Annotated in this window: 26 protein-coding genes and 1 riboswitch; of the genes, 9 read left to right on the top strand and 17 right to left on the bottom strand. The window is 66.6% G+C overall.

Translation table 11 applies throughout. The features are described 5' to 3' along the window. Positions 1-62: 62 nt before the first annotated feature. On the top strand, positions 63-842 hold the full coding sequence (locus tag ASC92_RS15855) for a DUF72 domain-containing protein (RefSeq protein WP_056517347.1): 780 nt from the start codon (positions 63-65) through the stop codon (positions 840-842). A gap of 107 nt (positions 843-949) precedes the next feature. On the opposite strand, the gene ASC92_RS15860 is transcribed toward ASC92_RS15855, so the two are convergent. Next, the gene (locus tag ASC92_RS15860) at positions 950-1,468 is read right to left on the bottom strand and encodes a bactofilin family protein (protein WP_007834862.1); all 519 of its coding nucleotides are present in this window, start codon (positions 1,466-1,468) and stop codon (positions 950-952) included. A gap of 114 nt (positions 1,469-1,582) precedes the next feature. Between ASC92_RS15860 and ASC92_RS15865 the strand changes: the two genes are divergently transcribed. Continuing rightward, positions 1,583-2,500 carry an ion transporter gene (locus ASC92_RS15865; protein WP_056517350.1) on the top strand — a complete coding sequence of 306 codons (918 nt, stop codon included), beginning with the start codon at positions 1,583-1,585 and terminating at the stop codon, positions 2,498-2,500. Here ASC92_RS15865 and ASC92_RS15870 read toward each other — a convergent pair. From ASC92_RS15870 to ASC92_RS15885, 4 genes are all read right to left on the bottom strand, one after another. Further along, positions 2,445-3,032 (bottom strand): IMPACT family protein, encoded by a 588-nt coding sequence (locus tag ASC92_RS15870; RefSeq protein ID WP_056517353.1) that lies wholly within the window; start codon positions 3,030-3,032, stop codon positions 2,445-2,447. The genes ASC92_RS15865 and ASC92_RS15870 overlap by 56 nt on opposite strands. A 19-nt stretch (positions 3,033-3,051) precedes the next feature. Continuing rightward, complete coding sequence (gene metW / locus ASC92_RS15875) at positions 3,052-3,642, bottom strand: methionine biosynthesis protein MetW (RefSeq protein WP_007834857.1); 591 nt, start codon at positions 3,640-3,642, stop codon at positions 3,052-3,054. Continuing rightward, positions 3,639-4,802, bottom strand: a complete 1,164-nt coding sequence (gene metX / locus ASC92_RS15880; RefSeq protein WP_056517356.1) for a homoserine O-succinyltransferase MetX — start codon at positions 4,800-4,802, stop codon at positions 3,639-3,641. The genes metW and metX overlap by 4 nt, the downstream gene beginning before the upstream one ends. Positions 4,803-4,926: 124 nt before the next feature. After that, entirely contained in the window at positions 4,927-5,490 is a 564-nt protein-coding gene (locus tag ASC92_RS15885) for a TMEM165/GDT1 family protein (protein ID WP_056517357.1), read from the bottom strand. Between the two features lie 17 nt (positions 5,491-5,507). Continuing rightward, positions 5,508-5,684, bottom strand: a riboswitch (yybP-ykoY riboswitch). A gap of 261 nt (positions 5,685-5,945) precedes the next feature. Here ASC92_RS15885 and ASC92_RS15890 point away from each other — a divergent pair. Then, the gene (locus tag ASC92_RS15890) at positions 5,946-6,497 is read left to right on the top strand and encodes an RNA recognition motif domain-containing protein (protein ID WP_056517361.1); all 552 of its coding nucleotides are present in this window, start codon (positions 5,946-5,948) and stop codon (positions 6,495-6,497) included. Positions 6,498-6,580: 83 nt separating this feature from the next. Here the strand turns inward: ASC92_RS15890 and ASC92_RS15895 are convergent, their stop codons facing one another. From ASC92_RS15895 to ASC92_RS15910, 4 genes are read right to left on the bottom strand one after another with little or no spacing between them, the layout of a single operon-like run. Further along, positions 6,581-7,363, bottom strand: coding sequence for an SDR family oxidoreductase (locus tag ASC92_RS15895; RefSeq protein ID WP_056517363.1), 783 nt, complete (start codon positions 7,361-7,363; stop codon positions 6,581-6,583). Further along, positions 7,364-8,014, bottom strand: a complete 651-nt coding sequence (gene lptC / locus ASC92_RS15900) for an LPS export ABC transporter periplasmic protein LptC (RefSeq protein ID WP_056517365.1) — start codon at positions 8,012-8,014, stop codon at positions 7,364-7,366. Continuing rightward, on the bottom strand, positions 8,011-8,559 hold the full coding sequence (locus ASC92_RS15905; protein ID WP_056517371.1) for a KdsC family phosphatase: 549 nt from the start codon (positions 8,557-8,559) through the stop codon (positions 8,011-8,013). Before ASC92_RS15905 ends, lptC begins: the two co-directional genes overlap by 4 nt. Continuing rightward, positions 8,559-9,560, bottom strand: coding sequence for a KpsF/GutQ family sugar-phosphate isomerase (locus ASC92_RS15910; protein WP_056517378.1), 1,002 nt, complete (start codon positions 9,558-9,560; stop codon positions 8,559-8,561). Before ASC92_RS15910 ends, ASC92_RS15905 begins: the two co-directional genes overlap by 1 nt. Positions 9,561-9,736: 176 nt before the next feature. Between ASC92_RS15910 and ASC92_RS15915 the strand changes: the two genes are divergently transcribed. Next, positions 9,737-11,722 (top strand): monovalent cation:proton antiporter family protein, encoded by a 1,986-nt coding sequence (locus ASC92_RS15915; protein ID WP_056517381.1) that lies wholly within the window; start codon positions 9,737-9,739, stop codon positions 11,720-11,722. Positions 11,723-11,776: 54 nt separating this feature from the next. Here the strand turns inward: ASC92_RS15915 and ASC92_RS15920 are convergent, their stop codons facing one another. The 7 genes from ASC92_RS15920 to rpmH all read right to left on the bottom strand — a co-directional run bounded on the left by ASC92_RS15920 (position 11,777) and on the right by rpmH (position 17,530). Then, positions 11,777-12,733, bottom strand: coding sequence for a zinc ribbon domain-containing protein (locus ASC92_RS15920; RefSeq protein ID WP_056517385.1), 957 nt, complete (start codon positions 12,731-12,733; stop codon positions 11,777-11,779). Positions 12,734-12,826: 93 nt separating this feature from the next. After that, positions 12,827-13,288: a Crp/Fnr family transcriptional regulator gene (locus ASC92_RS15925; RefSeq protein ID WP_056517386.1), complete on the bottom strand. Its 462-nt coding sequence runs from the start codon at positions 13,286-13,288 to the stop codon at positions 12,827-12,829. 90 nt (positions 13,289-13,378) lie between these two features. Continuing rightward, positions 13,379-14,785, bottom strand: coding sequence for a tRNA uridine-5-carboxymethylaminomethyl(34) synthesis GTPase MnmE (mnmE, locus tag ASC92_RS15930; RefSeq protein WP_056517387.1), 1,407 nt, complete (start codon positions 14,783-14,785; stop codon positions 13,379-13,381). A gap of 114 nt (positions 14,786-14,899) precedes the next feature. Then, complete coding sequence (gene yidC, locus ASC92_RS15935; protein ID WP_056517388.1) at positions 14,900-16,606, bottom strand: membrane protein insertase YidC; 1,707 nt, start codon at positions 16,604-16,606, stop codon at positions 14,900-14,902. Next, on the bottom strand, positions 16,603-16,890 hold the full coding sequence (gene yidD / locus ASC92_RS15940) for a membrane protein insertion efficiency factor YidD (RefSeq protein ID WP_007834832.1): 288 nt from the start codon (positions 16,888-16,890) through the stop codon (positions 16,603-16,605). Before yidD ends, yidC begins: the two co-directional genes overlap by 4 nt. Next, positions 16,887-17,309 carry a ribonuclease P protein component gene (locus ASC92_RS15945; protein ID WP_056517389.1) on the bottom strand — a complete coding sequence of 141 codons (423 nt, stop codon included), beginning with the start codon at positions 17,307-17,309 and terminating at the stop codon, positions 16,887-16,889. Before ASC92_RS15945 ends, yidD begins: the two co-directional genes overlap by 4 nt. An 86-nt stretch (positions 17,310-17,395) precedes the next feature. After that, positions 17,396-17,530 carry a 50S ribosomal protein L34 gene (gene rpmH, locus ASC92_RS15950; protein WP_007834827.1) on the bottom strand — a complete coding sequence of 45 codons (135 nt, stop codon included), beginning with the start codon at positions 17,528-17,530 and terminating at the stop codon, positions 17,396-17,398. A 307-nt stretch (positions 17,531-17,837) separates the two neighbouring features. Between rpmH and dnaA the strand changes: the two genes are divergently transcribed. From dnaA to gyrB, 3 genes are all read left to right on the top strand, one after another. Beyond that, complete coding sequence (dnaA, locus tag ASC92_RS15955; RefSeq protein ID WP_056517396.1) at positions 17,838-19,217, top strand: chromosomal replication initiator protein DnaA; 1,380 nt, start codon at positions 17,838-17,840, stop codon at positions 19,215-19,217. A 90-nt stretch (positions 19,218-19,307) separates the two neighbouring features. Beyond that, entirely contained in the window at positions 19,308-20,414 is a 1,107-nt protein-coding gene (dnaN, locus tag ASC92_RS15960; protein WP_056517399.1) for a DNA polymerase III subunit beta, read from the top strand. A gap of 145 nt (positions 20,415-20,559) precedes the next feature. Further along, positions 20,560-23,181 carry a DNA topoisomerase (ATP-hydrolyzing) subunit B gene (gyrB, locus tag ASC92_RS15965; RefSeq protein WP_056517402.1) on the top strand — a complete coding sequence of 874 codons (2,622 nt, stop codon included), beginning with the start codon at positions 20,560-20,562 and terminating at the stop codon, positions 23,179-23,181. A gap of 482 nt (positions 23,182-23,663) precedes the next feature. Here gyrB and ASC92_RS15975 read toward each other — a convergent pair whose 3' ends face one another. Continuing rightward, a complete protein-coding gene (locus ASC92_RS15975; RefSeq protein ID WP_056517408.1) occupies positions 23,664-23,921 on the bottom strand; it encodes a hypothetical protein in 258 nt (85 codons plus the stop codon). Between the two features lie 321 nt (positions 23,922-24,242). On the opposite strand from ASC92_RS15975, the gene ASC92_RS15980 reads away from it, so the two are divergent. Then, positions 24,243-24,761: a hypothetical protein gene (locus ASC92_RS15980; protein ID WP_056517410.1), complete on the top strand. Its 519-nt coding sequence runs from the start codon at positions 24,243-24,245 to the stop codon at positions 24,759-24,761. 89 nt (positions 24,762-24,850) lie between these two features. Further along, positions 24,851-25,342, top strand: coding sequence for a hypothetical protein (locus ASC92_RS15985; RefSeq protein ID WP_056517413.1), 492 nt, complete (start codon positions 24,851-24,853; stop codon positions 25,340-25,342). The last annotated feature ends 132 nt before the right edge of the window (positions 25,343-25,474 follow it).

Raw genomic sequence — 25,474 nt, forward strand, 5'->3', positions numbered from 1 at the left:
CGCATTTTGCGCCCGGAGGCGAGCCCGCGTAGAGTGCGGGCGATCTCAACCCGGAGCGCAATGTGAGCAAGGCAGCATCGACTCGGATCAAGGTGGGCATCGGCGGCTGGACCTACGAGCCGTGGCGCGACAACTTCTACCCGAAGGGCCTCGCCCATGCGAAGGAACTGAACTACGCAAGCCGGCAGGTGAGCGCCATCGAGGTCAATGGCACCTACTACAGCACCTTCAAGCCCGAGACCTTCCGCAAGTGGCACGACGAAGCGCCCGAAGACTTCGTGTTCTCGATGAAGGCCTCGCGCTTCGCGACCAACCGCAAGCTGCTGTCCACGGCCGGCGATTCGATCAAGCGCTTCATCGACAGCGGCGTGGCCGAGCTCGGCGACAAGCTCGGGCCGATCGTTTGGCAGTTCATGCCGACCAAGCAGTTCGATGCGGAAGACTTCGAGGCTTTTCTGGAGCTGCTGCCGAAGAAGGAGGGCAGCCGCGTGCTGCGCCACGTGATGGACGTGCGGCACGAAAGCTTCATCGTGCCCGCCTACAAGGCGCTCGCGAAGAAGCACAAGGTCTCGACCGTGTTCACGGACGCTGACAAGTTTCCGTCGTTCGAGGAGCCCGAGGGCGATGTCGCCTACGCGCGGCTCATGATGGCCGACGCCAAGCTCAAGACCGGCTACGCACCCAAGGCGCTCGACACCTGGGCCGAGCGCGCGCAGGGTTGGGCCGAATCGCCCAAGAAGCGCGACGTGTTCGTCTATTTCATCAACGGCGCCAAGGAAAAGGCACCGGCCGCGGCCGATGCCTTGCTGGAGCGCCTGGGTTGGACTCCGCCTGCTGAATGACGGGCGCCTGCGGGCGCCGCCGGGCCGCTCCCAAGGCGGCCCGCGCCACCCCCTCGGGGGGTGGAGTTACACGCAGCGAAGCGAAGTGAAAAGCCGGGGGGCCAATGTCAGGCCGCCGCGTGCAGCGACGGCTTGGCGCCGAAGCTGATCTCGCCCGAGAGCTGGCCGCCTTCCTCGATCACGATCTTGCCGTAGCGGATCTTGCCGGTGACCTTGCCGGTCGAGTGGATCACGAGCTTTTCGCGCACCGTGAGGCTGCCGTCGAACACGCCGCGGATTTCGGCGATGTCGATCTCTGCCGAGCCCTTGAACTCGCCCTGCTCGGCGATCTGCATCAGGCGCGAGTCCATGGTGGCCTCGACGAGGCCTTCGACCACGAGCGTGTCGCAATCGGTGATCTCGACGCCCTTGAGCTTGATGTTCGGTCCGACGGTGAGCTTGCTGCCGCCTTCCTTGGCCGCGGGTGCGGCGGCTGCGTTCAGGCCGCCTTGCTGTGCGGTCAGCGACGAGGGATTGACGGGGGTTCCGGAGAGATTGGTGCCCGAACCGACGAGCGGCGCGGGGCGCGATGTCAACGAGTCGGTGTCACGATCGCGCTTGCCGAAGAAGGGGGACTGTGTAGCCAATGGGGAGCTCCTCAAGAAAGCGACTATCGTAAGAACGCGCTCACGGCCTGCGGCACTTCATTGCGCAATAAGCGTAACTGAATAAATCGCGGGCGGCCCCGACAATGTCGCGGCATGACCCGTCCGAACACCGAAGCCATTCCCGCCGTCCGCGCGATCTCGTCCACCATCGACGCACGCTTCGACAAGCCCGCGAGCGGATGGCGGCGCCGGCTGTTCACCGTGATCTTCGAGGCCGACACGCGCGCGGGGCTGATGTTCGACCTGGCGCTGATCGCGGTGATCGTGACCAGCGTGCTGGTGGTGATCCTGGACAGCGTGCAGCCCATCCGCGAGCAGTGGCGACCGCTGTTCAATGTGCTCGAATGGGTGTTCACCATTCTCTTCACGCTGGAGTACATCGCGCGGCTCTCCTGCGTGAACAAGCCGCTGCGCTATGCAACGAGCTTCTACGGCGTGATCGACCTGCTCGCGCTGCTGCCGACTTTTCTCGTGGCCTTCGCGCCCGAGATGGCCTACCTGATCGACGTGCGCATCCTGCGGCTGCTGCGCGTGTTCCGCATCTTCAAGCTGTCGCGCTACTCGGTGGAGTACCGCGCGCTGGTGTCGGCGGTGGCATCGAGCCGGCGCAAGATCACCGTGTTCGTCGGCTTCGTGATGCTGGTGGTGCTGGTGATGGGCACGCTGATGTACGTGGTCGAAGGGCCGGTGCATGGCTTCACCAGCATTCCCGTGGCGATCTACTGGGCCATCTCGACGATGGCCACGGTGGGCTTCGGCGACCTCGTGCCCAAGACCGACCTGGGCCGCGCGATCGCCTCCGTCATGATGCTGCTGGGCTGGGGCGTGCTCGCGGTGCCGACCGGCATCGTGACCGCGGAGATGGCGCGGCGCGGGCCCGATGACGAAGCAATGCCATTGGCACCGCGCGGCATCCTCGCGATGACGGCGCCGCTCAGCGTGCCGCCGAAGCGCGTTACGCCTGCGGCCAGACGACGCGCCCTTGCGCAGCATCGCCGAGGCGGGCGATGAAGGCATCGGCATCGGGCTCGGGGAGCGAGAAGGCGAAGGCGACGTCGTCGCCATGCTGCACGCCGTCGAGCACCGCGCCGGCCGCGGCGAGTTCGCGCCGCACGAGTCCTTCGAGCGCATAGGGCACGGCGCAACGCAGGCTGCGCTGGCGCAGTAGCGGCACGAGCGTGGCGCCGAGCAGGGCCTGCGCGACCGCATCGGTGTAGGCCCGCACGAGGCCGCCCGCGCCGAGCTTCACGCCGCCAAAGTAGCGCACCACGGTCGCGAGTGCGCCTTCGACCTGCTGGTGGCGCAACACCTCCAGCATCGGACGGCCGGCCGTGCCGCCGGGCTCGCCGTCGTCGTTCGCGGCCGACTGGCCGCCGGCCATCAGGGCCCAGCACACGTGCGCGGCCGCGGGGTGCTCGGCGCGCAGCGACGCGACCACGGCCAGCGCAGCGGCGCGGTCGGCCACCGGCTGCACGCAGCCGATGAAGCGGCTTTTCTTGATGAGCAGCTCGCTGTGGACCGGCTGTGCAAGCGTGAAACTCATGCGCTGTTCGCAGTGGCGTTCAGCCGCCGCCGCGCTCGAACTTGAAGACCGCCGTGCTGGCGCGCGCGTTGGGCAGCCAGCGCACGTCGCGCCCGTTCTGCAGGCCGAAGGCGTCGAGCACGCGCAGGTTGTTCTTGCCGGCCAGCACCTCGAAGTCCTTGAAGGTGCCCACGCGGATGTTGGGCGTGTCGTACCACTGGTAGGGCAGGCGGCGCGTCACCGGCATGCGGCCGCGCGCCACGCTCAGACGGTTGGGCCAGTGCGCGAAGTTGGGAAAGGCGACGACGCCGATGCGACCCACGCGCGCGGTCTCGCGCAACATCACCTCGGCATTGCGCAGGTGCTGCAGCGTGTCGATCTGCAGCACCACGTCGAAGGAGGCGTCGTCGAACATCGCGAGGCCTTCGTCGAGGTTGAGCTGGATCACGTCGACGCCGCGGCGGATGCACTGCAGCACGTTGCCGTCGGCGATCTCCACGCCATAGCCGGTGCAGCCGCGCTCGCGCTGCAGCAGGTCGAGCAGGGCGCCGTCGCCGCAGCCCAGGTCGAGCACACGCGCGCCTCGCGGCACCAGCTCTGCGATCAATCGTTGATGCTCGAGGTCACTCATTGCAGGAACTCCTTGGCGACGCGCTCGAAGTAGGAGCGCACCACGCCCATGTAGCGCACGTCGTCGAGCAGGAAGGCGTCGTGGCCGTGCGGCGCGTCGATCTCGGCGTAGCTCACGTTGCGGCGGTTGTCGAGCAGCGCCTTCACGAGTTCGCGGCTGCGCGCGGGCGAGAAGCGCCAATCGGTCTTGAAGCTCACAAGCAGGAACTGGGCGGTGGCCTGGGCCAGCGCGGTGCTGAGCTTGCCGCCATGGCTGCGCGCGGGGTCGAAGTAGTCGAGCGCGCGGGTGATCAGCAGGTAGGTATTGGCGTCGAAGTACTCGCTGAACTTGTCGCCCTGGTAGCGCAGGTAGCTTTCGATCTGGAACTCGACGTCCTGCGTGGAGTATCGGTAGTCGAGCCCCGCCGCTTCGCCCTCGACGGCGCTGCGCAGGATGCGGCCGAACTTGGCGTTCATCACGTCGTCGCTGAGGTAGGTGATGTGGCCGATCATCCGCGCGATGCGCAGGCCGCGCTTGGGGATCACGCCGTGCTCGTAGAAGTGGCCGCCGTGGAAGTCGGGGTCGGTGACGATGGCGCGGCGCGCAACCTCGTTGAAGGCGATGTTCTCGGCCGTGAGGTTGGGCGCGCTCGCCACGACGACGGCGTGGCGCACGCGGTCGGGGTACTGCAGCGTCCACGAGAGCGCCTGCATGCCGCCGAGGCTGCCGCCCATCACCGCCGCGAGCGTGCGGATGCCGAGCGCGTCGAGCAACACGGCCTGGGCGTCCACCCAGTCCTCGACCGTGAACACCGGGAAGTCGGCGCCGTAGACGCGGCCCGTGGCGGAGTTGACGTGCATCGGCCCGGTCGAGCCGAAGCAGGAGCCGAGGTTGTTCACGCCGATGACGAAGAAGCGGTCGGTATCGACCGGCTTGCCGGGGCCGACCATGTTGTCCCACCAGCCTTCGGAACGGGCCTGGCCTTCGTAGACGCCCGCGACGTGGTGCGACGCATTGAGCGCATGGCACACCAGTACCGCATTGCTGCGATCGGCGTTCAGGGTGCCGTAGGTTTCGTAGGCGAGCGTGTAGTCGCTGATCGACGCGCCGCTGCGCAGGGCCAGCGGGCCCGCGAACTGCATCGACTGCGAGGTGACGACCAAAGATGGTGACGACGACATGAATGAAAAAACCCGGCCTCGCCAAAAACGAGCCGGGTCTGCCGCGCCTGTCTTTAGCTGAATTTATAAAGCGCCCGCAAGCTGTAGCAAATCGGCGCAAGAGGCAGTATATCGCCCGATCTGATTACCAGCCGATGATCATGATGATGCCCAGCACCAGGAAGATCGCGGCCGAGATGCCGTGCACGAGCTTGATCGGCACGCGCCGCACGATCTTCTCGCCCAGCCACACCACCGGCGCATTGGCCAGCATCATCCCGAGCGTGGTGCCGGCGACGACCCAGAAGTAGTCGTGCGTGAAGCGCGCGGCGAGCATGACGGTGGCGATCTGGGTCTTGTCACCCATCTCGGCGAGGAAGAACGCGATCAAGGTGGTGCCGAAGACCCCGAACTTCGACGCGCCCGGGGCATCGTCGTCATCGAGCTTGTCTGGAATCAGCATCCAGGCGGCCATCGCGATGAACGAGCCGCCCAGGATCCAGCGCAGCACCTCAGGCCCAAGCCAGCGCGTGATGTAGTTGCCGACCGCGCCGGCCAGCGCGTGGTTGACGAGGGTGGCGGCGAAGATGCCGAGGACGATCGGCCAGGGTTTCCTGAAACGGGCTGCGAGCAAGAGGGCCAGGAGTTGGGTCTTGTCGCCCATTTCGGCGAGCGCAACCACGCCGGTGGCAACCAGAAAAGCTTCCATGATGATGAGGGGTTCCTTGGGCCGAAGGACGCAATTGACCGTGCAACACCTTCGGCCATATTCCCGAAGTTGCACGGTCAAAGGTCTCGCCAGGTGTGTTCACTGCACGCGCCATGTCCCGTGGGGCAGGACAAGTCTGTTGACGCGGGCCCTTCTCGCAAATCGGAAGGCGGCTACTCCCCAATGACGGGGCGAATTCTACATGTAGCACCAAGGACCTCGCTTAATTCCGCAAGTAGGCGCTAGCTTCCAGGAGTTTGGACAAGTGCTACCTCAAGACGCAAATTCCCGCTTGCATTTCGGCCATTTCACCCATAATGCACGAGCCTCCCTCTTCATTTTGGTCGGGGGGCAAGTTCGGTGATCGGTCAGTTTCGCGCGGCTCGACGGCTCTCGTTTGAGTGATGCTTTCGGGACTCCATCGCTTTTCTTGATGTGTTTATAGGAGTCCCTTGATGGGCAACAAACTGTACGTCGGCAACCTGCCTTACTCGGTGCGCGACGGAGATCTCGAACAGGCCTTCGGGCAGTTCGGCGCAGTGACCAGCGCCAAGGTCATGATGGAACGCGACACGGGCCGCTCGAAGGGCTTCGGCTTCGTCGAGATGGGCAGTGACGCGGAAGCACAGGCCGCCATCAACGGCATGAATGGCCAGCCCCTGGGCGGTCGCAGCGTCGTCGTCAATGAAGCACGTCCGATGGAAGCACGTCCCCCACGCAGCGGTGGCGGCGGCGGCTACGGCGGCGGCGGTGGTGGTTATGGCGGCGGTGGTGGCGGTGGCTACGGCGGCGGTGGTGGTGGCGGCTACGGTGGTGGCGGCGGTGGCCGCTCCGGCGGTGGCGGCGGCTACGGCGGCGGCGGTGGTGGCCGCAGTGGCGGCGGCGGTGGTGGCGGCGATGGCGGTTTCCGCAGCCCCTACGGCGCCGGTCCCCGTGGCGGTGGCGGCGGTGGCCGTTCCGGCGGTGGTGGCGGCGGCTACGGCGGCGGCGGCAACAGCGGCTACTGAGCCCTGCACTGCAAGGCACGGACAGACAAAGGGCTCCCTCGGGAGCCTTTTTCAATGGCCGATCGCTCGGCGCGTGCGGTTCGTCAGGCTTCGCCGCTGCGCTTCTTGCGTGCGCGTCCCTGCACCGCCCGGTCGAGCACGGCGTTGGGCAGCACGCGCATGATCTTGGCAACCACGCCCATCTGCCACGGGATCACGCGATAGCTTGTGCCGGCCTCGATGGCGCGCAGCGCCTGGGCGGCGAAATCCTCTGCCTTCATGAGGAAGGGCATGCCGTAGCGGTTGCCCTGCGTGAGTGGCGTGTCGATGTAGCCGGGACAGAGGGTGACGACCTTGACGCCGCTGCCGTGCAGCTCGCCGCGCAGGCTCTCGCAGTACGCCACCACGCCGGCCTTGCTGGCGCAGTACGCGCCGTGCCCCGGCAACCCGCGGATGGACGCCACGCTGCCGATGCCCACCAGCCGCCCGCTGCCGCGCTGCACCATCGCCCGCACGAATGGATGGAAGGTGGCGGCCAGGCCGACGTTGTTGGTGGCGAAGGTCTGCGCCAGCACGTCGATGTCGGAACGCTCGGCCGTGTCGATGCCGACACTGATGCCGGCATTGGCGATCACCACGTCGGGCAGCCCCTGTTGCGCGATGCAGGCATTGCCGGCAGCGACGATGCTGTCGGTCTGCGCCACGTCGGCACTGTAGATCCGGTAGCGGTCTGCGCTCAGCTGGCGCGCCGCCGCCCACGATTCGATCTCGCCCGTGCGCCGGGCGACCAGCGCCAGGCGGTAGCCCGCATCGTAGAAGCTCGCAGCCAGCGCCTGGCCGATGCCGCTCGAGGCGCCGGTGATGAAGACAAGCGGAGACGAAGTCATTCAGCGCTTCCCTGAAGGAGTGGCCGCCGAAGGAATCAGCACGCCGCGCACCCGGCCGTTCAGATTCGCCACGCCGCTCAGGTTGTCATAGTCGAGCGTGTCGCCGGTGAACTGGTCGGTGCCGCGGATCAGCGTGACCGGCTTGTTCGACGTGACGCGCTCGGTGTCGACGTAGGCGTGCAGGAAGTCGCCACGGAACTCGAGGCGCGGCGCGGGCTTGCCATTGGGGCCCACAGACGGATCGCGGATGACGACCGCGTTGCCGAACAGCTGGATCTCGCTGCCGTCGGAGTTCGACACGCCCCGGTCGGCCGTTGCGCGCGTCACGAGCCCTTCGGGCGACACCGTTCGCATGCGCACCTTGTCGACCTCCATGGTGTCCGAGTCCGGGTAGTGCCGGCCTTCGGTGCCGTGCAGTTCGCTGCGCAGGTCGCCGTTGGGCAGGAAGTTCTTGATGACGAAATCGCGCATGAAGTAGTCGGGCTCGTGCGTGGGCGCGGCCTTGGCCGTGGGCTCCAGCAGCTTGGGCGCGTTGCGCACCAGCCAGTAGGTGCCGAGCGCGACGGCCGCCGTCAGGATGATCGGCAGGTAGATAGTGGCGCGGTCGAGGACGTCGCGCACCGCGCTCCATGCGCGTTTCACGTTGTTCATGGATTCGGGCCCCGGGCAGCGTCGAGCATCGCGCGGTACTGGCCACAGGCCGTGAGCAGCAGGTCGCAGAACTCGCGCGCCGCGCCTTCGCCGCCGCGCGCCCGGGTGACGTAGCGCGCAATGCCGCGCACTTCCACATGGGCATTGGCCGGCGCCGCCGCGAAGCCGACGCGGGCCAGCACCGGCAGGTCGGGCCAGTCGTCGCCGATGGCCGCGGCCTGCGGCCAGCCGAAGCCGAGCTGGTCGAGCATGGCCTGGGCGGCGGGCAGCTTGTCTTCGGTGCCGTAGCGCACGTGCTCGATGCCCAGCGCCTCGAGCCGCACGCGCAGCGGCTTGGAGTCGCGCCCCGTGATCACGGCCGGCACGATGCCCGCCTTGCGCAGCAGCTTCAGGCCGTAGCCGTCGAGGATGCTGAAGCGCTTGAGCGTTTCGCCGTGCTCGGTGAAGTACACGCCGCCGTCGGTCAGCACGCCGTCGATGTCGAAGAAGACGATGCGCACGTCCTGCGCGGCGAGCAAGGTCTCGGCCTGGAACTCGAGCGGCATCAGATGACCTTCGCGCGCATCAGGTCGTTGGTGTTGATCGCGCCGACGATCACCCCAGCGCCGTCGATCACGAACAGGCGGGTGATGCCGCATTGCTCCATCAGCTCGGCGGCTTCCACCGCCAGCGCGTCGACGCGGATGGTGCGCGGATCGCGGTGCATGACGTCGACCGCCTTGGGCGTGCGCAGGTCCGCACCCACCTCGATCAGGCGGCGCAGGTCGCCGTCGGTGAAGATGCCCGAGGCGCGGCCGCCAGGCTCGACCACCGCGGCGGCGCCGAAGCCCTTGATGCTCATCGCGCGCATCAGCTCGCTGATGGTGGCCGAGGGCGGCACGCGCGGCACCTCGTCCCCCGAGCGCATCACGTCGCTCACGTGGGTGAGCAACTTGCGCCCGAGCGCACCGCCCGGGTGCGAGCGCGCGAAATCTTCCGAGCCGAAGCCGCGCGCGTCGAGCAGCGCCACGGCCAGCGCGTCGCCCATTGCCATCTGGGCGGTGGTGCTCGCGGTGGGGGCGAGGTTGAGCGGGCAGGCCTCCTTGGACACACCCGCGTCGATCACGATGTCGGCATGGCGCGCGAGGGTGGATTCGGGGCGACCGGTCATGGCGATCAGGGGCACGCCCTGGCGCTTGACGACCGGCAGGATGACGGTGAGTTCGTCGACCTCGCCGCTGTTGGAAATGGCGAGCACCAGGTCGACCGTCTTGATCATGCCGAGGTCGCCGTGGCTGGCCTCGGCTGGGTGCACGAACATCGCGGGCGTGCCGGTGGAGGCGAGCGTGGCGGCGATCTTGCGGCCGACGTGGCCGCTCTTGCCCATGCCCATCACGACCACGCGGCCGCGCACTTCGAGGATCTTGCGCACGGCATCGACGAAGCTCGGGCCGACGCGGGTCTTCAGACCGGTGACGGCTTCGGCTTCGATGTCGAAGGTGAGGCGTGCCCGAGCGAGGATGGCTTCGGGGTCGACCACGGGGGCCGGGACGGGACGGGAGCTCATTGCCGGATTTTACGGGCCGGAGGGTTGCCCCCACGCTCGGCACTGCGTGTCCTCGCTGCCCCCCAAGGGGGCGCTCGCGCCTTGGGGCGGCCCGGCGGCGCTCGATGCCCCCACGCTCGGCACTCCGTGTCCTCCCCGACGCGCTGCGCACGGGTCTTGCTCTAGCATCGCCGCCTATGTCTTCGTTCGATCTCACGCTGTTGTATCTCCTCGCCGCGGTGATCGGCGTGGTGGCGTGCCGCTCCCTCAAGCTGCCGCCGATGCTGGGCTATCTCTCGGCTGGCGTGCTGATCGGGCCGCATGCCTTCGCGCTGGCGCAGAACACCGAAGGCATCCAGCACCTGGGCGAATTCGGCGTGGTGTTCCTCATGTTCGTGATCGGACTGGAATTCAGCCTGCCCAAGCTGCGCGCGATGCGAAAGCACGTGTTCGGGCTCGGCCTGCTGCAGGTGCTGCTGACGATGACCTTCGCCACGATCGGCGCGCTGCTGATCGCCCACTGGCTGCCGCCGTCGTGGCGGCTCGGCTGGCAGACCGCGCTGGCGCTGTCGGGCGCGCTCACCATGAGCAGCACGGCCATCGTGGTCAAGCTAATGGCCGAGCGGCTCGAACTCGAGAGCGAACACGGCAAGCGCGTGATGGGCGTGCTGCTGTTCCAGGACCTGGCCGTGGTGCCGCTGCTGGTGCTGATTCCTGCACTGGGCGCGCCGCCCGAGGCGCTGGCCAAGGCGCTGGGCTTCGCGCTGCTGAAGGCGAGCTTCCTGATCGGCGTGCTGCTGTACGGCGGCCCGCGCATCATGCGCTGGTGGCTCACGCTGGTGGCCCGGCGGCGCAGCGAAGAGCTCTTCATCCTGAACGTGCTGCTGATCACGCTCGGCCTGGCCTGGCTCACCGAACTGGCCGGCCTGAGCCTGGCGCTGGGCGCCTTCATCGCGGGCATGCTGGTGTCGGAGACCGAATACAAGCACCAGGTCGAGACCGACATCCGTCCCTTCCACGACGTGCTGCTGGGGCTGTTCTTCATCACTGTGGGCATGTCGCTCGACTGGCACATCGTGGTCCAGCGCTGGCTGCTGGTGGGCGTGCTGCTGCTGGTGCCGCTGGCGTTCAAGCTGGGGCTGGTGACGGTGCTGGCGCGGGTGCTCGGGGCCACTTCGGGCGTATCGCTGCGTACCGGCCTCTACCTGGCGCAGGCCGGCGAGTTCGGCTTCGTGCTGCTGACGCTGGCGCAGGAGCGCAGCCTGCTGCCGCCGTGGCTGGCCAACCCGGTGCTGGCGTCGATGGTGCTGTCGATGCTCACGACGCCGTTCATCATCATGTACAGCAACGCCATCGTGCGAAAGCTCGTGGCCAGCGACTGGCTGCAGCAGTCATTGCAGATGACGACCATCGCGCGCAAGACCATCAACACCGCGCAGCACGTGATCATCTGCGGCTACGGGCGCTGCGGCCAGAACCTGGCGCGCATCCTCGAGCGCGAGGGCATCCCGTACATGGCGCTCGACCTCGACCCCGACCGCGTGCGGCAGGCCGCCGCCGCCGGCGACTCGGTGGTGTTCGGCGACGCGGCGCGACTGCAAGCCTTGATGGCGGCCGGCTTGGCGCGTGCGAGTGCCGTGGTCGTCACCTACCTCGACGTGCCCGGCGCGATGAAGGTGCTGGCCAACACGCGCGCCCATGCGCCGCACGTGCCGGTGATCGTGCGCACGCAGGACGATCACGACCTGGAAAAACTGCAGGCGGCCGGCGCGACGGAAGTGGTGCCCGAGGCCATCGAAGGCTCGCTCATGCTCGCGAGCCATGCACTGGCGCTGGTCGGCGTGCCGATGCGCCGCGTGATCCGCGTGGTGCAGGACCAGCGCGACGCCCGCTACAACCTGCTGCGCGGCTACTTCCACGGCGCCGACGACGACAACGCCGACGAACTCGACCACGAGCGCCTCAACAGCTTCACGCTCGACGCCGGAGCGCGCGCAGTCGGCCAGACGCTGGAACGGCTGGCGCTGCCCACGCTGGGCGTGCGCGTGGCCAGCCTGCGAAGGCACGACGGCCAGCCGCGCGCACTGGCCGACGGCACGGTGCTGTCGGAGGGCGATACGCTGGTGCTGTCCGGCAAGCCGGCCGCGCTGGCGATCGCCATCGACCGCCTGCAAAAAGGCTAGTTTTTCGTTCGGGGAAGGCGAAGCGGCACCCAGTGCGCGCAGCCTGGGGCGAGTTCAGTTGAGCAGGCCCGGGTTGCGCTTTTCTTCTTCGATGCGCTGCTGGCGGCGCACCGCTTCGCACTGCGCATGGGCCTTGAATTCAGGCTTCAGGCACTGAGCCGCCATGCATTGCGCCTTGGCGATGAAGTTGCGGTCGCCGCACATGGCCTGGGGCTCGGCCGCAACGGCAGGTGCCGGCGCCGGGGCAGGAGCTGCGACCACTGCAGCGGGTTCGGGCGCGTTCGATGGTAATGCGGCGGTGGTCGCCTGCTTGTTGCGCGGCTTGGCAGCGGGCTTGGGCGTCGCGGCGGCAGCTGGTCCAGCTTCCTCGGCAGGCGGCGTCACGGCCGGCTCGGCGGGCTGGGGTTCAGGCGCCGCCGGCGATGGTTCGGCGGGCGGCTGCGACGGGGTCACGGGCACTGGAGTTTCGGCGGCTGGGGCGGTGGCCTCTTCGGCAGCCGCAGGCGCCTTTCGCGTCCCGTTGCCAGACCAGCCGGCGACGATCATCGCCACCGCGACCACCAGCAGACCGAGCCACAGCAGGATCACGCGCTTGCGCGGCGGCCGTTCGGCCGGCACGGATTGCCGGACCTTGGCCCGGCTTCTCTTCTTCGTTCCGGGCTGCGAGGCCCAGGTCGACTCCAGGCCCGGCGACGAAGCGGGCGGCGTGGGCGACCGCGGCAGTTCGTCGTCGTGCACCATGAGCACGGTCTGTTCATGCTCGTCGCTTTGCCGCGCGGCCGACCTGCCAAAAAAAGACGCGCGCGCAGGCAGCGGCTCGTCCGGATCGAACAGGGGCGCCGGAATGGTCGGCGCGCGCAACTGGGCGGGCGCGGTGGTGGCCCATTCGCGTTCGGGGCTCGGCGGCGGTGGAATCCGGTCTCCTGCGGCAGGCAGCTTGACGCCGCAGCTTCTGCAGAAATTCGCGCCGCCGCGGTTTTCCGTGCTGCAGACCGGACAGATCAAGGCCATGGATTGCTTACTGACTACTCTCGGGGGTCAAAACGAAAAGCTGGCTGGCCTGCCCGCATGTGGCAGATCGATCCGCCGGCGGACAGCGCAGCCTCAGGTCACCGCGACGCGTTTGGAGCGGTGCGCCATGCGCTTGGCGATCACGGCGCCGAGCGCCATCGCGATCTCCAGCGCCATGTTGGGCTGGCGGTTCGACATTTCCGCAAAGCGGATCGCCGTGAGCCGCCACACGCGGCCTGCGCCGGTGACCACCACGTTGGCCGAATGCGGCTGGCGCGAGAAGAACGAGCCTTCGCCGACCACCGAGCCGGGCGTGAGCACGGCCAGCCGCATCTGCTCCTTGCTGCTGACGCGGTGCACGCTGATGGCACCGCTCTCGATGAAGAACACCGAGCGGTCCGGCGTGCCCTGTTCGATCAGCACGTCGCCAACGCCGGTCTCGATGGGCTGCAGATAGCCCGCCAGTGTTTCCCACTGCTGGACGTTGAACGTCAACGCGAACGCGTCGGTGCTCATGTTCTCCGCGATGGCGCGGCTCAGGTTCTGGATGGACATGTTTTCTTCGGCCCCCGCATGTGAGCCGAAGTATCCGCGATGCTCAGGAGATTCGGCTACAACTGTTTACGTTTTTCAAACCAGCTGTCGCTATTTACCAATGCAGAAGCGCGAAAAGATGACGCCGAGCAGGTCGTCCGCGCCGAACTCGCCGGTGATCTCGTTCAGGGCGTTCTGCGCCAGCCGCAGTTCTTCGGCCAGCAGGTCGAGCAACTGGGCCTGCGCCGCCAGATGGCCGGCCGCCAGCGCCAGGTGCGTTTCGACCCGGGCCAGCGCCTGCACGTGGCGCGCCCGCGCGAGGTAAACGCCCTCGGGCACGGCCTGCCAGCCGGCCATGGCCAGCAGCTGTTCACGCAGGGCCTCGATGCCCAGGCCGGTCTTGGCGGACAAGGCGATGCCATGCCCGGCGTGGGTGACGGGCGCGGCGTCCTGCTTGTTCCAGACGTCGAGCACCGGCACGCTCGCAGGCAGCTTCTGGCGCAGGCCGGCCAGGATGTCGGCATCGGCGGCGGCGTAGTCGGCCAGATGGGCGCGCGTCAGGTCGTGCAGGAACAGCACGGCATCGGCGCTTTCGATCTGGCCCCAGGCGCGCGCCACGCCGATCTGCTCGACCTCGTCGCTGCTCTCGCGCAGGCCGGCGGTGTCGGCCACGTGCAGCGGCACGCCGTGGATCTGGATGGTCTGCGAGACCACGTCGCGCGTGGTGCCCGGCACGGAACTCACGATGGCCAGTTCGGCGCCGGCCAGCGCGTTGAGCAGCGAGCTCTTGCCCGCGTTGGGCTGGCCCGCGATCACCACCTTGATGCCTTCGCGCAGCAGGGCGCCCTGGCGCGCGCGCTGCTGCACGGCGGCGAGTTGCGACTGCAGCCTCACCAGCTGCCCGGCCGCGTCGGCCTTCTGCAGGAAGTCGATTTCTTCCTCCGGAAAGTCGAGCGTGGCCTCCACCAGCATGCGCAGGTGGATCAACGCATCGCGCAGCGTGTGGATCTCGCGCGAGAACTCGCCCGACAGCGAGCGCCCGGCGCTGCGTGCGGCCGCCTCGGTGCTGGCGTCGATCAGGTCGGCAATCGCCTCGGCCTGCGCCAGGTCGATCTTGCCGTTGAGAAAGGCGCGCTGACTGAACTCGCCGGGCTCGGCCACGCGCAGGCCGGGCAGGCGAGGGCGGCCGGTGACGGGGTCAGGCTCGGCCGCGGCTTCGAGGCAGCGCGCCAGCAGCAGCTGCAGCACGACCGCGCCGCCGTGGGCCTGCAGTTCGAGCACGTCCTCGCCGGTGAAGGAATTCGGCGAGGGAAAGTGAATGGCCAGGCCATGGTCGACCGGCTCGCCGTACGCATCGCGAAACGGCAGGTAGGTGGCTTCGCGTGGCTTGAGTGCGCGGCCGCAGATGGCGTCGATCAACGGCGCCAGCTTGGTGCCTGACACCCGCACGATGCCGACAGCGCCGCGGCCCGAGGCGGTGGCGATGGCGACGATGGGATCTTTGGTGCGGGCAAGCATGGGCTCTCCTGCGATATCAGGAGTACCGCGGAACTGGCTTTGCCAGACCGCTGGTACTGCCCCCGGAAGGGGGTTGGCGTAGCGACACGAAGTGCGCGCAGCTTGGGGGCGAGCCTATGACTTGCCGAGCACGCCCAGGCGCTTGTTGATGAACCACTGCTGCGCGATCGACAGCGTGTTGTTCGTGATCCAGTACAGCACCAGGCCGGCCGGGAAGAAGATGAACATCACGCTGAACGCGAGCGGCATGATCCACATCAGCTTGGCCTGCATCGGATCGGGTGGCGTCGGGTTGAGCCAGGTCTGGAACAGCGAGGTGGCCGTCATGACGACCGGCAGGATGTACCAGGGGTCCGGTGCCGACAGGTCAGTAATCCAGCCGATCCACGGGGCGTGGCGCATTTCGACCGACGACAGCAGCACCCAGTAGAGCGCGATGAACACCGGGATCTGGATCACGATGGGGAAGCAGCCACCCATCGGATTGACCTTCTCGGTCTTGTAGATCCGCATCATCTCCTGCTGCATTTCCTGCGGCTTGTCCTTCAGCCGCTCGCGCATTTCCATGATCTTCGGGTTGATGGCCTTCATCTTGGCCATGCTGGCGTAAGCCTTGGCGTTGAGCCAGTAGAAGGCCGCCTTCAGCAGCACCACCAGCGCGACGATCGACCAGCCCCAGTTGCCCAGGATGCCGTGCAGCTGGTTCAGCAGCCAATACAGCGGCTTGGAGATGATCGCGAAGATGCCGTAGTCCTTCACCAGGTCCAGGCCGGGGGCGATGGCTTCGAGCTTCTTCTCTTCCTCGGGGCCGGCGAACAGCGTGCTGTTCACGACCTGCGTGGCGCCCGGGGCGATCTTGGGCAGCGTGGCCACCATGGCCACGGTGAACAGGTTGTCGCCCAGGTCCTTCACGCGGAACTCCCGGCGCAGCTGTTCGCTCGCCGGGTCGCCCTTGAGCAGCCAGGCCGACACGAAATAGTGCTGCACCATCGCGATCCAGCCGTCGTTGGCCGGCGGGGGCGGTTCGATCTTGCCCTTGGCGATGTCCTTGAAGTCGAGCTTGTGGAACTTCTTCTCGTTGGTGTACGCGGCGGGACCGGTGAAGGTGTTGGTGCCGAACATCGTGCCGGCGGCCACGGTGCCATGGCGCAGCAGCTGCATGTAGAGCTGCGCGTCGCGCGGCTGGTCGCTCACGTTGACCACCTCGTGGCGCACGCCGACCGCATAGTCGCCGCGGTGGAACACGTAGGTCTTGACGTACTTCAGGCCACCGACGGGGGCGCTTTCGAAGCCCACTTCCAGCGTGTTCTGGCCATCGGCCATTTCGCGTGGGCCAGCCTTCGCCGTCATCGGCGTCAGGTGGTTGGGAAAGCGCTCACCCGAATCGACGGGGTTCAGCAGGCCGGTCTGCGCCACATAACGCGTGGCCGGCGAGCCGTTTTCGAACAGCACGACGCGCTTGGTGCGGTCGGCCTCGTCGTACTTCAGCAACTCGAGGTGGTTGACCGTGCCGCCTTCGCTGTCGATCGTGGCCTTGAACAGGTCGGTGGTCACGTTGACCTGCTCGCGCGGTGCGGCGGCTGCGGCCTGCGTGGGCACGGCACCGGCGCTGCCGCCGCTCGCGCCCGACGAAGATGCGGTCGGCACGCCGTTGCTGGCGGCGGGTGCGCTGCCAGCGGCCGGGGCGGAGGCCACGGCAGCCGGCTTGCTCGACGGCAGGAAGGTCGGCTTGTTGCCGTTGAAGACCTGCCATTGGTCCCACAGCAGCACCAGCGAGAACCCAAAAATCACCCACAGGATCGTGCGGCGGATATCGTTCATGACGAAGACTTCTTGTCGGAGGAGAGAAGAGACGAAAACAGCGAGCCTGACTTGTCAGTGCGACGCTGTGATTTCGGTGGAACCGGATCGTGCCCGCCATCGCACCATGGCTGGCAGCGTGCGATGCGATGCAGGGTGAGGTAGCTGCCCTTGAGCGCACCATGCACTTCCAGCGCCTCGATCGAATACACGGAGCAGGTCGGCGTGAAGCGGCACGACTGGCCGAGCCAGGGGCTCAGCAGCAGGCGGTAGCCCTTCACAAGGCCGATCAGCAGGCGTTTCATGACGAGGAGGAAGCGGGCGGAGAAGCCGAAGCGGGCGCGGAAGAGCGCGCCGCCCGCGCCAGCAGCTGCTGGAGCTCGGCGCGCACGGCGGCCTTGAGCTTGTCCGAGGTGGCGCTCACGAATTCCTTGCGGTCGAAACCGGCGCGCAGCCGCACCACGTGCGCAGCACGTGGCAAGCCGACACCGGGTGCGGCACTCACCGTATAGATCTGGCGCTTGATGGCGTTGCGCGTGACCGCGCGACGCGCCCAGCGCTTGGGCACCATGGCACCCAGCCAGACATCGTCGGACGCGAACAACGGCGGTGCGCCCAACGCGAGATCGAGCGCACAGCGGTGCAATGCGAAATGAGCAGTGCGCGCCACGGTGGCACCTGCGAGGACGGCCTGGAACTGCGCGCGGGTCTTGAGCCGCTGCATGGAAGCCGGACCGGACACGCCAGAAGCGCTGGCTGTGGAGGCCTGCGCTGGCGTGTCGGCTGCTGGCAACGGCAGGTGGGCTGCCGTCAGACGGCCAGGCGCTTGCGGCCCTTGGCGCGGCGTGCGTTGATCACGGCGCGGCCGCCGCGGGTCTTCATGCGGACCAGGAAGCCGTGGGTACGGGCGCGGCGGACTTTGGATGCTTGATAAGTGCGTTTCATGGTGATTTCCTATTTCCCTGTTCGCGCCGGTTCTTCGCACAAAAAGCATGAAGTACCTGCGGGCCGCCGGGGGAGCGTGTTTCGGATGGTCCCCGAAAGACGCAAGAGGTTTTCAGGGAAACCCGCAATTATCGCAAACATTGGCCGCCGGAACAATCTTCGAGTGGATTTGCGGGCCTTTCGATCGGCCCGACGGCGTGTGGATAAGGTTTTGACAAGTTAGAATGCCGGGCGCCTTCCAGCAGAGAATATCCACAATACCTATACCAAAAAATGCCCGAGGGTTTCATCACTTTTTCAAGCGCCCATGTCGACTGACGGCATCGGCGAAAGCCTCTGGCAGGCCTGCGTCGACCAACTCGCGCAGGAGCTGTCCGAGCAGCAGTTCAACACCTGGATCAAGCCGCTGACAGCGCAGGTCGCCGACGACCTCTCGCGCATGACGGTGTTCGTCGCCAACCGCTTCAAGCTCGACTGGATCCGGGCCCAGTACGCCGGCAAGATCGCCGCCATGGCCGAGAAGATGTACGGCCAGCCGGTCGCCATTGAGTTAGCGCTTGCTCCTCGTGAAGCGCCCGTGCGCCCTGCGCCTGTGACCGTCATGGCCGAAACCGACGTGCCGCGCGACGTGGCCGGCCCGGGCGAGGAGCCGGCCGCCGCCGGCTTCAAGAACAGGCTGAATTCGGGACTCACTTTCGACACCCTGGTCGAGGGCACGGCCAACCGCATGGCGCGCGCCGCGGCCATGCACGTGGCCGGCATGCCGGGCCATCTTTACAACCCGCTTTTCATCTACGGCGGCGTCGGCCTGGGCAAGACCCACCTGATGCATGCTGTGGGCAACCGGCTGCTGGCCGACAAGGCGGATTCCAAAGTTCTCTACATCCACGCCGAGCAGTTCGTCTCGGATGTGGTCAAAGCCTATCAGCGCAAGACTTTCGATGAGTTCAAGGAGCGCTATCACTCGCTCGATCTGTTGCTGATCGACGATGTGCAGTTCTTCGCCAACAAGGACCGGACGCAGGAAGAATTCTTCAATGCGTTCGAGGCCCTGCTCGCCAAGAAATCGCACATCGTGATGACCAGCGACACCTATCCGAAGGGCCTGGCCGACATCCACGAGCGGCTGGTGTCGCGCTTCGATTCGGGCCTCACGGTGGCCATCGAGCCGCCCGAGCTTGAGATGCGGGTGGCCATCCTGATCAACAAGGCGCGCGCCGAATCGGCCGAAATGCCGGAAGAAGTGGCCTTCTTCGTCGCCAAGAACGTGCGCTCCAACGTGCGCGAACTCGAGGGCGCGCTGCGCAAGATCCTGGCTTACTCGCGCTTCAACCAGAAGGAGATCTCGATCGCCCTGGCGCGCGAGGCGCTGCGCGACCTGCTGTCGATCCAGAACCGTCAGATCTCGGTCGAGAATATCCAGAAGACGGTGGCCGACTACTACAAGATCAAGGTTGCCGACATGTACAGCAAGAAGCGCCCGGCCAGCATTGCGCGGCCGCGGCAGATCGCGATGTACCTGGCCAAGGAGCTCACGCAGAAAAGCCTGCCCGAAATCGGCGAGCTGTTCGGCGGGCGCGATCACACGACGGTGCTGCACGCGGTGCGCAAGATCTCGGGCGAGCGCCAGCAACTCACCGAACTCAACCAGCAGCTTCACGTGCTCGAACAGACGCTCAAGGGCTGACCGCCGAATGTCATCAGGAAAGCCCCTCGCGACAGCGGAGAATGGCGCCCTTACAAGCTGATTCAAAGAGATAGAGAAGAGGAAGAAGACATGATCGTTTTGAAGGCAAACCAAGACAAAGTCCTCGCCGCGCTGCAGTCGGTGGCGGGCATCGTGGAGCGGCGTCACACCTTGCCGATCCTGGCGAACGTGCTGATCCGCAAGACCGGCGGCCAGCTGCAGCTGACCACCAGCGACCTCGAAATCCAGATCCGCACCACCGCCGAGCTCGGCGGTGACGAAGGCAGCTTCACCACCACGATCGGCGCGCGCAAGCTGATCGACATTTTGCGCACCATGCCGGCCGACCAGACCGTGAGCCTCGAATCGAGCGCGAGCAAGCTGGTGCTCAAGGGCGGCAAGAGCCGCTTCACGCTGCAGTCGCTGCCCGCCGAAGACTTCCCGCTGGTGCAGGAAGCCGCCAACTTCGGCCCTGTGTTCAGCGTGCCGCAGAAGACGCTGAAGGACCTGCTCTCGCAGGTGTCCTTCGCGATGGCCGTGCACGACATCCGCTACTACCTGAACGGCATCCTGTTCGTGGCCGAAGGCAAGCAGTTGAGCCTGGTCGCCACCGACGGCCACCGCCTGGCGTTTTCTTCCGCCATGCTCGACGTCGAAGTGCCGCGCCAGGAAGTCATTCTTCCGCGCAAGACCGTGATCGAAATGCAGCGCCTGCTGTCGGACGCCGAAGGCGCCATCGAGATGCAGTTCGCGAACAACCAGGCCAAGTTCAGCTTTGGCGGCATGGAGTTCGTCACCAAGCTGGTCGAGGGCAAGTTCCCCGACTACAACCGCGTGATTCCGAAGAACCACAAGAACAGCGTCACGCTCGGCCGCGCGCCGCTGCTGGCCAGCCTGCAGCGCACCGCCATCCTGACGAGCGAGAAGTTCAAGGGCGTGCGGCTGAACATCGAGCCGGGCACGCTGCGCATCGCGTCGAACAACGCCGAGCAGGAAGAAGCGCAGGACGAACTCGACATCGACTACGGCGGCGACGCCATCGAGATCGGCTTCAACGTGACCTACCTGATCGACGCGCTGTCGAACATGGACCAGGACATGGTCAAGCTGGACCTTGCCGACTCCAACAGCTCGGCGTTACTGACCATCCCCGAGAACGCATCCTTCAAGTACGTCGTCATGCCCATGCGGATTTGAGTCGTTATCGATTGAACGTGTCGTCGCGCCGGAATACCGCGGAACCGGCTTCGCCGGGCCGCTGGTATTGCCCCCGGTAGGGGGTTGGCGGCCACACGAAGTGGGCAAGCCTGGGGGCGAGCCAAAGCTATAGAGGAATATCCGAATGAGTGCTGAAGAAAACAAGCCCGACGTGCCGCACACCGAGCCGGTCTACACCCCTGAAGTGCAGGTCGTGCCGCCCGAGGCCGTAGCCGCCGACACCAGCTACGGTGAAGGCTCGATCACGATCCTCGAAGGTCTCGAGGCCGTGCGCAAGCGCCCCGGCATGTACATCGGCGACACCTCCGACGGCACCGGGCTGCACCACCTGGTGTTCGAAGTCGTCGACAACTCGATCGACGAAGCACTCGCGGGCCACTGCGACGACATCGTCGTCACCATCCACTCCGACAACTCGATCTCCGTCACCGACAACGGCCGCGGCATCCCGACCGGCGTGAAGATGGACGACAAGCACGAGCCCAAGCGCTCGGCGGCCGAGATTGCGCTGACCGAGTTGCACGCCGGCGGCAAGTTCAACCAGAACAGCTACAAGGTGTCGGGCGGTCTGCACGGCGTGGGCGTGTCCTGCGTGAACGCGCTGAGCGTGATGCTGCGCCTCGTGGTGCGCCGCGAAGGCAAGATCCACGAGCTCGAATTCAGCCGCGGCTTCGTGCAGGACCGCCTGCTCGAAACGGTGAACGGCGTCGAAGTCTCGCCCATGAAGATCATCGGCGACACCGACAAGCGCGGCACCGAGGTGCACTTCCTGCCGGACACCCAGATCTTCAAGGAGAACTCGGACTTCCACTACGAGATTCTCAGCAAACGCCTGCGCGAACTGAGCTTCCTGAACAACGGCGTGCGCATCCGCCTGAAGGACGAGCGCACCGGCAAGGAAGACGATTTTTCGGGCGCTGGCGGCGTGCGCGGCTTCGTGGAGTTCATCAACAAGGGCAAGACCGTCCTGCACCCGAATTCGTTCTATGCCGAGGGCGAGCGCCCGGCCGACACCTACGGCGGCATTCCCGGCACGCACATCGGCGTGGAAGTGGCGATGCAGTGGAACAGCGGCTACAACGAGCAAGTCCTCTGTTTCACCAACAACATCCCGCAGCGTGACGGCGGCACCCACCTCACGGGCCTGCGCGCCGCGATGACCCGCGTCATCAACAAGTACATCGAAGAGAACGAGTTCGCGAAGAAGGCGAAGGTCGAAGTCACCGGCGACGACATGCGCGAAGGCCTGTGCTGCGTGCTGAGCGTGAAGGTGCCCGAGCCCAAGTTCTCGAGCCAGACCAAGGACAAGCTGGTGTCCAGCGAAGTGCGCGCGCCGGTGGAAGACATCGTCGGCAAGCTGCTGACCGACTACCTGCAGGAACGCCCGAACGACGCCAAGATCATCTGCGGCAAGATCGTCGAAGCCGCCCGCGCCCGCGAGGCCGCCCGCAAGGCCCGCGAAATGACGCGCCGCAAGGGCGTGCTCGACGGCATGGGCCTGCCCGGCAAGCTGGCCGACTGCCAAGAAAAAGATCCCGCCCTGTGCGAGGTCTACCTGGTGGAGGGTGACTCCGCCGGTGGCTCCGCCAAGCAGGGCCGCGACCGGAAGTTCCAGGCCATCCTGCCGCTGCGCGGCAAGATCCTGAACGTCGAGAAAGCGCGCTACGAGAAGCTGCTCACCAGCAACGAAATTCTCACGATGATCACCGCGCTGGGCACCGGTATCGGCCGCGCCGGCGCGACCACGGCGGGCGGCGGCGCGGACGACTTCAACGTCGCCAAGCTGCGCTACCACCGCATCATCATCATGACCGACGCCGACGTCGACGGCGCCCACATCCGCACGCTGCTACTGACCTTCTTCTACCGGCAGATGCCGGAGCTGGTCGAGCGCGGCCACATCTACATCGCGCAGCCGCCGCTGTACAAGGTGAAGGTCGGCAAGGAAGAGCAGTACCTGAAGGACGGCCCCGCGCTCGACGCCTTCCTGCTCAAGGTGGCCTTGAAGGACGCGAGCCTGCAGACCGGCGGCGCGAACTCCACCACGCTGAGCGGCGACACGCTGGGGGAGCTGGCGCGCAAGCACCAGGTGGCCGAGGCCGTCATTGCGCGCCTGCGCAACTTCATGGACGCCGAGGCGCTGCGCGCGATTGCCGACGGTGTGGCGCTCGATCTCGACACCACGCCCGCCGCAGAGGCCTCGGCCATCGCGCTGCAGGCCAAGCTGCGCGAACTCAACACGACCGGCGTGCCGGCCGAGGTGAGCAGCGAGTTCGACGCCCGCACCGACAAGCCGCTGCTGCGCATCAGCCGCCGCCATCACGGCAACATCAAGAGCAGCGTGCTCACGCAGGATTTCGTGCACGGCGCCGACTACGCAGCGCTCGCCGAAGCCGCCAACACCTTCCGCGGCCTGCTGAGTACCGAAGGTGCGCTGGTCAAGCGCGGCGAAGGCGAACGCGCCAAAGAAGAAAAGGTCGACGACTTCCGCCAGGCCATGAAGTGGCTGATCAGCGAAGCCGAGCGCGCCACCTCGCGCCAGCGCTACAAGGGCCTGGGCGAGATGAACCCCGAACAACTGTGGGAAACCACCATGGACCCGACCGTGCGGCGCCTGCTGCGCGTGCAGATCGACGATGCGATCGAAGCGGATCGCGTGTTCACGATGCTGATGGGGGATGAAGTCGAACCGCGTCGGGAGTTCATCGAGCAGAACGCCCTGCGGGCTGCGAACATCGACGTGTGACCGTCATCAACATCCGCGGCCATTCGCCGCGTCGCTGAAATCCAAACGCCCGGTCTCCCCGGGCGTTTGTCATTGGAGGTGCAAGGTCGTGGCGCGGGTGCCTTCCGAGCACGGGCCGTCGGAGTATTCGGCTTCGCCTGACGGCCCGACGCACTTGGTCACCTCGAGGGCAACGGGCGTTGCCGCGCGAGGAGCCTCGGCGGGCGCGCGCGCCAAGGGAACAAGGGGCGCAACATGGGGCGCGACCGGCAGGGCGGCCAGCCTCGCGACAGGCCACACAGCTTCCTCGCGATCGCGCGCCAGGGGCCGCTGGACCGACGCAGGTGTCACCCTCGCCTGGACCGGCGCGCGTGCCGCGCTCTCCTGCACCAGCCCTTGGAGCGTTACATAGAACAGGAACATCGCCACCAGTGCCACCCCGAGGCACGGCGCCCAATACTTCGGCGAACCCCACGGCCCGAAGGCCGGGGCGGGCCGGCCTCTCAGCGCCGCAGCCATGTCCAGCCCCCGCCCTGCAAAGCAGCCGCCAGCCTGGCGATTCCACCGGTGCCGCTCGCTGCACGCCCAATCAGCGCGCCGCCCGCCGCACCGATCGCGAGGCGCGCCAACAACGAACGGCTGCGGCCCGCAGCGAGCAGCAACAACACGCCGGCGCCCAGCACGGCGAGGTGCTCGCCGGGATAGTCGGCGCGTGCCGCGTCCACCTTCCTGAACTGGTGGATAGTCGATTCGAGGTCCATGGCTGAAGCTCCTTTTCTGCCGGTTCAACCATTCGTATCTCGCTCCAACCTGCACCGCTGTAGGCGCGCACCATCCCCGAGTGCGGATTCCGACGCCAAAACGCTGCAGGCATCGCGAAAAGACGAGGGATCAGGGTTTCCGTGAGGTTTGTTAGCAAAAGTACCGGGGAGGCATGTCACGCGGCCGTCACCAGCTATGAAAACAATAGCATTCACCTTCAACCCGAAGATCGTTCCTCGTAAACGCTATATCTAGCCCGACTCTTGCTAAGCAAAATCCTCGACGGATTTCACGTCACGCAAGATCGAGGACAAACAGCAATGAACCCTACGCGTCTCCGCCGGCCCCTGGCCGCGCTGGTATTGGGCGGTACAGCAGCATTCCTCGGGGCCGTGACTTCAGCCCACGCGTTCTCGAACCCGCCCATCCAGGTGGCACAGGGCATCGAGTACATGTGCGGCGGCGCCGCCAAGGACGAAGCCGCGTTCATGGAAATGGTGTCGCCGCGCTGGGCCGCGACCATCGATTTCGGCGTGAGCGACGGCAAGGGGGCGGAGGTGCGCGGCTTTCCCGCCAAGGCCCTGATCGAAGTACGCCAGAAATACACCGGCCAGGTCGTGATGGACGTGCAGTCGCAAGGCCCCTACATGCTCGCACGCCTCAATCCGGGCGCCTATGACGTGAACGTGACGCTCGGCGGCCTCACGCTGACGCAGACGCTGGTGGTGATTGCCGGCCTGCCGGCGCGTGCGTCGTTCGTGTGGCCGTCGAATTTCGACATGGCCTCGGTCGCGCCGTCGTTGCCGCAGGCGCTGGCGCAGACCTCCGCCGCCCGCTGAGCGTTTTTTCAGGTCAGCCTTTCCTAAGCCGCGCGCCGCACAGTGGCACCGTGGCTTCTCGCTACGCCGACAAGGAAAGGATTCAGACCATGGGCACCCGTTTTCCATCATCGCGCACGCCGCGGCCGCTGGCGGCCGCGGCGTTCTGCACCGCCGTTGTGCTCGGCGCGTTTTCGCCGGCCCAGGCAGCGGTGAACCCGCCGATCTACATGGCGCACGGTATCGAATACATGAGCGGCGGCATCGGCAGCGACGAGGCCCGGCTGATGGAGACGGTGTCGCCGCGCTGGCCCGCCACCTTCGAGTTCGCGGTCAAGGACAGCAAGGGCGCTGATTTCGCGGCCAGCGTGCACGTGACGGTACGCGACAGCAGCGGAACCGCGCTGCTGGACAACGTGGTGTCGGGCGGCCCTTTCATGGTGGCGCGCCTCGATCCGGGCACCTACGAAGTCGAGGCACGCATCGGCAGCCAGGTGCTGAAGCAGCAGTTGCACGTGCTGCAGGGCGCGCCGGCCAAGGTGAGCTTCGTCTGGCCGGCAGGCACCGACATGGCTTCGGCCGGCACGCGCACGGTGCAGTAGCGCGGCAAAGTGGGCGCCGGCACCGGAGGCCGGCCGACGCCCATCCTTGCGGGTTTGGTCGAGGCACAAGTCCGCTATCCGGGCATCTTGCGCTATAGAAAAAATAGCTATTTCGGCGCCTTCCGGCGTCTT

This window comes from Variovorax sp. Root411 (genome assembly GCF_001425205.1).
GTDB lineage: Bacteria > Pseudomonadota > Gammaproteobacteria > Burkholderiales > Burkholderiaceae_C > Variovorax.

Bases quoted from the DNA above. Each gene is read 5' to 3' on its own strand.
- ASC92_RS15865 (WP_056517350.1), top strand. From the start codon at position 1,583: ATGACCCGTCCGAACACCGAAGCCATTCCCGCCGTCCGCGCGATCTCG.
- ASC92_RS15870 (WP_056517353.1), bottom strand. From the start codon at position 3,032: ATGAGTTTCACGCTTGCACAGCCGGTCCACAGCGAGCTGCTCATCAAG.
- metW (WP_007834857.1), bottom strand. From the start codon at position 3,642: ATGAGTGACCTCGAGCATCAACGATTGATCGCAGAGCTGGTGCCGCGA.
- metX (WP_056517356.1), bottom strand. From the start codon at position 4,802: ATGTCGTCGTCACCATCTTTGGTCGTCACCTCGCAGTCGATGCAGTTC.
- ASC92_RS15885 (WP_056517357.1), bottom strand. From the start codon at position 5,490: ATGGAAGCTTTTCTGGTTGCCACCGGCGTGGTTGCGCTCGCCGAAATG.
- ASC92_RS15890 (WP_056517361.1), top strand. From the start codon at position 5,946: ATGGGCAACAAACTGTACGTCGGCAACCTGCCTTACTCGGTGCGCGAC.
- ASC92_RS15895 (WP_056517363.1), bottom strand. From the start codon at position 7,363: ATGACTTCGTCTCCGCTTGTCTTCATCACCGGCGCCTCGAGCGGCATC.
- lptC (WP_056517365.1), bottom strand. From the start codon at position 8,014: ATGAACAACGTGAAACGCGCATGGAGCGCGGTGCGCGACGTCCTCGAC.
- ASC92_RS15905 (WP_056517371.1), bottom strand. From the start codon at position 8,559: ATGCCGCTCGAGTTCCAGGCCGAGACCTTGCTCGCCGCGCAGGACGTG.
- ASC92_RS15910 (WP_056517378.1), bottom strand. From the start codon at position 9,560: ATGAGCTCCCGTCCCGTCCCGGCCCCCGTGGTCGACCCCGAAGCCATC.
- ASC92_RS15915 (WP_056517381.1), top strand. From the start codon at position 9,737: ATGTCTTCGTTCGATCTCACGCTGTTGTATCTCCTCGCCGCGGTGATC.
- ASC92_RS15920 (WP_056517385.1), bottom strand. From the start codon at position 12,733: ATGGCCTTGATCTGTCCGGTCTGCAGCACGGAAAACCGCGGCGGCGCG.
- ASC92_RS15925 (WP_056517386.1), bottom strand. From the start codon at position 13,288: ATGTCCATCCAGAACCTGAGCCGCGCCATCGCGGAGAACATGAGCACC.
- mnmE (WP_056517387.1), bottom strand. From the start codon at position 14,785: ATGCTTGCCCGCACCAAAGATCCCATCGTCGCCATCGCCACCGCCTCG.
- yidC (WP_056517388.1), bottom strand. From the start codon at position 16,606: ATGAACGATATCCGCCGCACGATCCTGTGGGTGATTTTTGGGTTCTCG.
- yidD (WP_007834832.1), bottom strand. From the start codon at position 16,890: ATGAAACGCCTGCTGATCGGCCTTGTGAAGGGCTACCGCCTGCTGCTG.
- ASC92_RS15945 (WP_056517389.1), bottom strand. From the start codon at position 17,309: ATGCAGCGGCTCAAGACCCGCGCGCAGTTCCAGGCCGTCCTCGCAGGT.
- rpmH (WP_007834827.1), bottom strand. From the start codon at position 17,530: ATGAAACGCACTTATCAAGCATCCAAAGTCCGCCGCGCCCGTACCCAC.
- dnaA (WP_056517396.1), top strand. From the start codon at position 17,838: ATGTCGACTGACGGCATCGGCGAAAGCCTCTGGCAGGCCTGCGTCGAC.
- dnaN (WP_056517399.1), top strand. From the start codon at position 19,308: ATGATCGTTTTGAAGGCAAACCAAGACAAAGTCCTCGCCGCGCTGCAG.
- gyrB (WP_056517402.1), top strand. From the start codon at position 20,560: ATGAGTGCTGAAGAAAACAAGCCCGACGTGCCGCACACCGAGCCGGTC.
- ASC92_RS15975 (WP_056517408.1), bottom strand. From the start codon at position 23,921: ATGGACCTCGAATCGACTATCCACCAGTTCAGGAAGGTGGACGCGGCA.
- ASC92_RS15980 (WP_056517410.1), top strand. From the start codon at position 24,243: ATGAACCCTACGCGTCTCCGCCGGCCCCTGGCCGCGCTGGTATTGGGC.
- ASC92_RS15985 (WP_056517413.1), top strand. From the start codon at position 24,851: ATGGGCACCCGTTTTCCATCATCGCGCACGCCGCGGCCGCTGGCGGCC.